General features: G+C 55.1%; 6 protein-coding genes and 3 tRNA genes. 7 read left to right on the top strand and 2 right to left on the bottom strand.

Translation table 11 applies throughout. From position 1 onward, the window contains the following. On the bottom strand, positions 1-708 hold a 708-nt coding region (rsgA, locus tag HP459_RS20520; protein WP_171936746.1), incomplete at its 3' end, for a small ribosomal subunit biogenesis GTPase RsgA. A gap of 107 nt (positions 709-815) precedes the next feature. On the opposite strand from rsgA, the gene orn reads away from it, so the two are divergent. The 4 genes from orn (at position 816) to HP459_RS20500 (ending at position 1,875) form a co-directional block, all read left to right on the top strand. After that, positions 816-1,361, top strand: a complete 546-nt coding sequence (gene orn, locus HP459_RS20515) for an oligoribonuclease (RefSeq protein WP_038415130.1) — start codon at positions 816-818, stop codon at positions 1,359-1,361. 196 nt (positions 1,362-1,557) lie between these two features. After that, positions 1,558-1,633 (top strand) — tRNA-Gly (locus tag HP459_RS20510). A 45-nt stretch (positions 1,634-1,678) separates the two neighbouring features. Next, positions 1,679-1,754, top strand: a tRNA-Gly gene (locus HP459_RS20505). 45 nt (positions 1,755-1,799) lie between these two features. After that, a tRNA-Gly gene (locus HP459_RS20500) sits at positions 1,800-1,875 on the top strand. Positions 1,876-2,145: 270 nt separating this feature from the next. Here the strand turns inward: HP459_RS20500 and queG are convergent. Further along, positions 2,146-3,285: a tRNA epoxyqueuosine(34) reductase QueG gene (gene queG / locus HP459_RS20495; protein WP_015572463.1), complete on the bottom strand. Its 1,140-nt coding sequence runs from the start codon at positions 3,283-3,285 to the stop codon at positions 2,146-2,148. Here queG and nnr point away from each other — a divergent pair. The 3 genes from nnr to amiB all read left to right on the top strand — a co-directional run. Continuing rightward, entirely contained in the window at positions 3,284-4,807 is a 1,524-nt protein-coding gene (gene nnr, locus HP459_RS20490; RefSeq protein WP_171936745.1) for a bifunctional ADP-dependent NAD(P)H-hydrate dehydratase/NAD(P)H-hydrate epimerase, read from the top strand. The two genes, queG and nnr, sit on opposite strands and share 2 nt — an antisense overlap. After that, positions 4,800-5,261, top strand: a complete 462-nt coding sequence (gene tsaE, locus HP459_RS20485) for a tRNA (adenosine(37)-N6)-threonylcarbamoyltransferase complex ATPase subunit type 1 TsaE (RefSeq protein WP_003855970.1) — start codon at positions 4,800-4,802, stop codon at positions 5,259-5,261. Before nnr ends, tsaE begins: the two co-directional genes overlap by 8 nt. 16 nt (positions 5,262-5,277) lie before the next feature. After that, positions 5,278-6,179 (top strand): N-acetylmuramoyl-L-alanine amidase AmiB (gene amiB, locus HP459_RS20480; RefSeq protein WP_171936744.1); only part of this gene is annotated, 902 nt, incomplete at its 3' end.

Raw genomic sequence — 6,179 nt, 5'->3', positions numbered from 1 at the left:
GGTCAGGATTTCTTGCTGAAGGCCGAGCAGGTTGTTAAGCAGGCTCGATTTACCCACGCCAGACTGCCCTGCAAAGATACTGATGCGGTCGGTCAGCGCATCTTCTAACGGCTTCAGGCCATCTTTGGTGCGGCTGGAAACCATCAAAACGCGATAACCAATATTGCGATAGATATCCATCTGCTCATTCACAAAGGCCATGGCCTCGTCATCCAGCAGATCGATTTTATTCAGCACGATGAGCGGCTCAACCTGTAGCGTTTCGCAGGCCACCAGATAACGGTCAATAATGTTGAGCGAAAGTTCGGGTAAAATCGCCGAAACGATCACGATCTGGTTGATATTGGCGGCAATGGGCTTTACGCCGTCGTAGAAATCAGGACGGGTCAGAACCGACGTGCGTTCATGCACGGCTTCAACGATACCTTTAACCGTTACCCCTTCCGCAGCCGCTTTGCCTGGACGCCAGACCACGCGGTCACCGGTCACCAGGGAACGGATGGTGCGACGGATATTGCAACGGTGGATGTCCCCGTCGGCAGACTCGACATCGGCATGCATACCGAAGCGGCTAATCACCACGCCTTCCGTCGCTTCGCCAAACAGGTTGTCGTCGTAATCGGGCTTCTCCGTAGTGGTTTTAAGACGGCGCTGGTGATTTGCATTCACGCGGCGCTGCTGCCCTTTGGAGAGTTTATTTTTACTCAATCGCGCTGGCTCCTGGTCGCCCATAGCGGGCAAAACCTCTATGATACACTCTAATTAATACTAGTTAACCTGCTACTGCCGGTTAAGCGAGAAGGGTGGAAAATAACATGAGCGCGGACGAAAACAACCTGATTTGGATCGATCTGGAGATGACCGGCCTGGATCCCGAGCGCGATCGCATTATTGAGATCGCCACACTGGTCACCGATGCCAACCTCAATATTCTGGCGGAAGGCCCAACGATTGCCGTGCACCAGTCCGATGACCAGCTTGCGCTGATGGATGAGTGGAACGTGCGTACCCATACTGGCAGCGGGCTGGTGGAACGCGTGAAGGCCAGCACTCTGGGCGACCGCGAAGCGGAGCTGGCGACGATTGAGTTTCTGAAGCAGTGGGTGCCGGCAGGAAAATCGCCTATCTGTGGCAACAGCATTGGTCAGGATCGTCGTTTCCTGTTTAAGTACATGCCGGAGCTGGAGTCCTATTTCCACTACCGCTATCTGGATGTGAGCACCTTAAAAGAGCTGGCCCGCCGCTGGAAACCGGAAATTCTCGACGGCTTCACAAAGCAGGGGACGCACCAGGCAATGGACGACATCCGTGAGTCTGTTGCGGAGCTGGCGTACTATCGCGAAAACTTTATTAAGCTTTAATTTTGCGATCCGGCGCCTTGCGTGGCCGGGTTTTTGTCGCTAAATTGTTCAGCTTGCCGATTAAATAAGCACTTGAACTGAATTTCAAAAAAATCGCTTTGAGGGGGGTTGCAGCTAAACGGATTTCTCGTATAATGCGCCTCCCGTAACGACAGAGAATTACACGTTACGACAGCAACAAAAGCAGTACAGATTTGCGGGAATAGCTCAGTTGGTAGAGCACGACCTTGCCAAGGTCGGGGTCGCGAGTTCGAGTCTCGTTTCCCGCTCCAAAATTTGAAAAGTATCGCAAGATACGCCAGCACCAGAACACCCAAGCGGGAATAGCTCAGTTGGTAGAGCACGACCTTGCCAAGGTCGGGGTCGCGAGTTCGAGTCTCGTTTCCCGCTCCAAAATTTGAAAGTATCGCAAGATACGCACAGCACCAGAATACCCAAGCGGGAATAGCTCAGTTGGTAGAGCACGACCTTGCCAAGGTCGGGGTCGCGAGTTCGAGTCTCGTTTCCCGCTCCAAATTCTTCTTCTTTCCTAAATTATCCACAGCGAAATGCTTCGTTGGGGACGTTTTCTATTGTATCTGAAACACTCTTGTAAACAGAGTTATCCACAGAAACTGTGATAAATCCCAGTTGTACAAAATGTTAGCAGGGTGAATAATATCTTCGTAATTAACTGTAATCTATGAAGAAAATTTGATTTCAAAATGTTATTGAGATCACTTGACCTGTTTGCTAAACCTTATGGCGCCTGAATTCTTATTTTTATTCACAGCCTGTGAATATATCACACATCCCGTGGCAGCCCTTTTTCAATCACCCTGACCAGGCGCTGTTTCTTCGGTAACTGCACTTCAACCACGCCGGCATTTCGCTTCTCAATTTGCTGCGCAATCGCCCATTCTATGTGCTCATCAAGAAGTGGGTGCTCACCTCTGCGGCTTTCGAGCGCCTGAAGATTGGCTTCATCCCATGGGGCATTACCCAGCGCAACGGCCACATTACGCAACCAGCGCAGGTGGCCGATACGACGTATGGCGGAACCTTCCGTCACCTTCAGGAACCAGGCTTCGCTCCAGGCGAAAAGTTCGATCAGCTGCGGGGCATGTAACGCCTTGCGGGGACTGAAGTCTTCTTCGTCCGTCAACTGTGAATAACGGTTCCACGGACAAATCAGCTGGCAGTCATCACAGCCGTAGATGCGGTTGCCAATAAGCGGACGAAATTCCTCTGGAATAGCACCTTCCAGCTCGATGGTGAGATAAGAGATACAGCGGCGCGCATCAACGGTATAGGGTTCAACGATAGCGCCCGTTGGGCAGATGGTCATACAGGCCACGCAGCGGCCACACCCTTCTTCCACCGGACCGTCTACCGGCAGGGGTAAATCAATCAACAATTCACCCAGGAAAAAGAATGAGCCCGCGTCGCGGCTTAAGATAAGTGAGTGCTTACCTGTCCAGCCAAGCCCGGCTTTTTCGGCGATCGGGCGCTCAAGAATAGGCGCAGAATCGACAAAGGGTCTAAAATTCAGCGAAACACAGTGCTGCTGAATGGTTTCCCCGAGCTTTTTTAGACGGTTGCGCAGAAGTTTATGGTAATCACGTCCCAGCGCGTATCGGCTGACGTAACCCAGCGAAGGATTTTTTAGCGTGCGCGCAAAGGCCGCGTTAGCGGGCAGATAGTTCATGCGTACGCTAATGACGCGCAGCGTACCCGGCAACAGCTCGTGGGGGCGGGCACGCATCATACCGTGACGCGCCATCCACTCCATCTCGCCGTGGTATTGTTTATCCAGCCATGCCTGTAGCTTAGGCTCGCTGGCAGAGAGGTCGGTATCGGTAATACCGACCTTCTGGAAGCCCAGTTCAGCACCCCACTGTTTTATTTTTTGCGCTAATTCATTGAGATCGAGGGGCTGTGACATGACGGACCATACTGTGAAGAAAAACCCCGCAAGTATACCACATTCCATCTGGCATGCGGATGACCTCCGTCGGGCCGAAAAAGAGGCCGCAGACAGCCTCGGCGTTACCCTTTATGAACTGATGCAGCGCGCGGGCGAGGCGGCGTTTAACGTGGCGCGCACGGCTTATCCGGATGCCTCGCACTACCTGATTCTGTGCGGGCACGGCAATAACGGTGGCGATGGCTATGTGGTGGCTCGTCTTGCGGTGGCGGCGGGGCTGCGCGTCACCCTGCTGGCGCTGGAGAGCGACAAGCCGCTACCGGAAGAGGCTGGCATGGCGAGAGAGGCCTGGCTGAATGCGGGGGGCATTATTCATGCGCCTGATATCGTCTGGCCCGAGGATGTCGACGTGATTGTTGATGGTCTGCTGGGGACGGGGCTGTTGCGCGCGCCTCGCGATGACGTCGCCGCGCTGATTACCCACGCTAATGCGCACCCCGCCCCGGTGGTGGCGCTGGATATTCCCTCCGGCCTGATGGCGCAAACCGGCGCGACGCCGGGCGTGTCGATTGAGGCTGCGCACACCGTGACCTTTATCGCCCTGAAGCCGGGTTTGCTTACCGGTAAAGCGCGGGATGTCGTGGGGACGTTACATCACAACGCACTGGGGCTGGAAAACTGGCTGGCTGGACAGGATACCCACATCACCCGCTTTGATGCCTCCCTGCTTGCTCAGTGGCTGCCTCCGCGCCGCCCCACATCCCATAAGGGTGATCATGGCCGGCTGCTGATTATCGGTGGCGATCATGGCACGGCAGGTGCGATTCGCATGACAGGAGAGGCCGCGTTGCGCAGCGGTGCCGGATTAGTACGCGTGCTGACCCGCAGCGAAAACATTCCGCCGATTATTACCGCGCGGCCGGAGCTGATGGTCCACGAGCTTGTCCCACAGGCGATTGAAGAGGGTCTTGAGTGGGCGGACGTGGTAGTCATTGGTCCGGGCCTGGGTCAGCAGGAGTGGGGTAAACAGGCCCTGCAAAAGGCCGAGAATTTTCGTAAGCCGATGCTCTGGGATGCCGACGCGCTTAACCTTCTGGCAATAAACCCGGATAAGCGTCACAATCGCATTCTGACGCCACACCCCGGCGAAGCCGCACGGCTGCTTAACTGTAGCGTGGCAGAAATTGAAAGCGATCGCTTACTTTCAGCCCAACGTCTGGTAAAACGTTACGGAGGTGTTGTCGTTTTGAAAGGGGCGGGGACCGTTATCGCCAGCGATGATGCGATGGGCATCGTTGATGCCGGTAATGCAGGCATGGCGAGCGGCGGCATGGGTGATGTGCTCTCTGGCATCATTGGCGCATTGCTCGGACAGAAACTACCCCTTTATGATGCAGCCTGTGCTGGCTGCGTGGCCCACGGTGCGGCGGCTGACAGGCTGGCTGCTCGTTACGGAACGCGCGGTATGCTGGCCACCGATCTTTTTTGCACGCTGCGGCGTGTTGTTAACCCGGATGTGATTGACGTAGAAAATGACTAATCGAGCGATTCCTTTACCTGATGAACAAGCCACTTTAGATCTCGGCAAGCGCGTGGCGCAGGCCTGTCAGGGGGCGACCGTCATTTATCTGTATGGTGATTTAGGCGCGGGTAAAACAACCTTCAGCCGTGGTTTTTTGCAGGCGTTAGGCCATAACGGGAACGTAAAAAGCCCGACTTATACGCTAGTAGAACCGTACACGCTTGAAAATATCATGGTGTACCACTTTGATTTATATCGTCTTGCGGATCCTGAGGAGCTGGAATTTATGGGGATCCGCGATTACTTTGCCAACGACGCCATTTGCCTGGTGGAGTGGCCGCAACAAGGTGCGGGTGTGCTGCCTGACCCGGATGTCGAAATTCACTTGGATTATCAGGCACAAGGGCGTGAGGCGCGCATCAGTGCGGTTTCCTCATCAGGCTGTTCCTTACTGGCGCGTTTAGCCGGTTGAGCGTAGGGATAACGGGATGATTAATCGCGTTAAAGGTTGGATTTTGGCAGCCACGGTTCTGCTGTGCGCGCAGGCCGGTGCGGCCAGCCTCTCGGATATTCAGGTGTCGAATGGCGATAGCCAGGCCCGCATTACCTTCAGCTTTATGGGCGATCCTGAATATGCTTTCTCACAAATCGACAGCCGCAGCGTGGCGCTCGATATTAAACAGTCCGGGGTGATCCAGGGGCTGCCGCTCCAGTTCAGCGGCAACAATCTGGTGAAAAGCATCCGTTCGGGGACGCCGAAGGATGCGCAGTCTCTGCGTCTGGTGGTCGATCTCACCGAAAAGGGCAAAACGAAGGCGGTTAAGCAGCAAAACGGCGCCAGTTATACGGTGGTTTTTACCATTAATGCTGATGTTCCGCCGCCGCCACCGCCTGCACCTGTGGTAGCAAAACGCGTAGAAGCGCCGGTTTATACCCCAAGGCCGTCTGAGCCAGCCCGTAATCCGTTTAAATCACAAAATGACCGACTTACCGCCGTGACCAGCAGCAACACGGTGACGCGTCCGGCGGTCAGCGCGCGGCGAACGCCGGTCAGTGGCGACAAAGTGATTATCGCCATCGACGCCGGACACGGCGGGCAAGATCCTGGCGCGATTGGCCCGGGCGGCACGCGGGAGAAAAACGTCACTATCGCCATTGCCCGTAAGCTGCGTGCGCTTCTGAATGACGATCCGATGTTTAAAGGGGTCATGACCCGCGACGGAGATTACTTTATTTCAGTGATGGGACGCTCGGATGTGGCGCGTAAGCAAAACGCCAACTTCCTGGTGTCGATTCACGCGGATGCTGCGCCGAACCGTAACGCCACCGGCGCGTCGGTATGGGTACTGTCGAACCGTCGTGCCAACAGTGAAATGGCGAACTGGCTTGA

Source organism: Enterobacter sp. CM29, from assembly GCF_013179605.1.
GTDB classification, from domain to species: domain Bacteria; phylum Pseudomonadota; class Gammaproteobacteria; order Enterobacterales; family Enterobacteriaceae; genus Enterobacter; species Enterobacter intestinihominis.
Note: the sequence above shows the minus strand (reverse complement) of the source record. Positions and strands in the feature narration are given on the sequence as shown.

What these genes read in the sequence shown, in the direction of transcription:
- queG (WP_015572463.1), bottom strand. Translation starts at nt 3,285, where the DNA reads ATGTCACAGCCCCTCGATCTCAATGAATTAGCGCAAAAAATAAAACAG.
- tsaE (WP_003855970.1), top strand. Translation starts at nt 4,800, where the DNA reads ATGACTAATCGAGCGATTCCTTTACCTGATGAACAAGCCACTTTAGAT.
- nnr (WP_171936745.1), top strand. Translation starts at nt 3,284, where the DNA reads ATGACGGACCATACTGTGAAGAAAAACCCCGCAAGTATACCACATTCC.
- orn (WP_038415130.1), top strand. Translation starts at nt 816, where the DNA reads ATGAGCGCGGACGAAAACAACCTGATTTGGATCGATCTGGAGATGACC.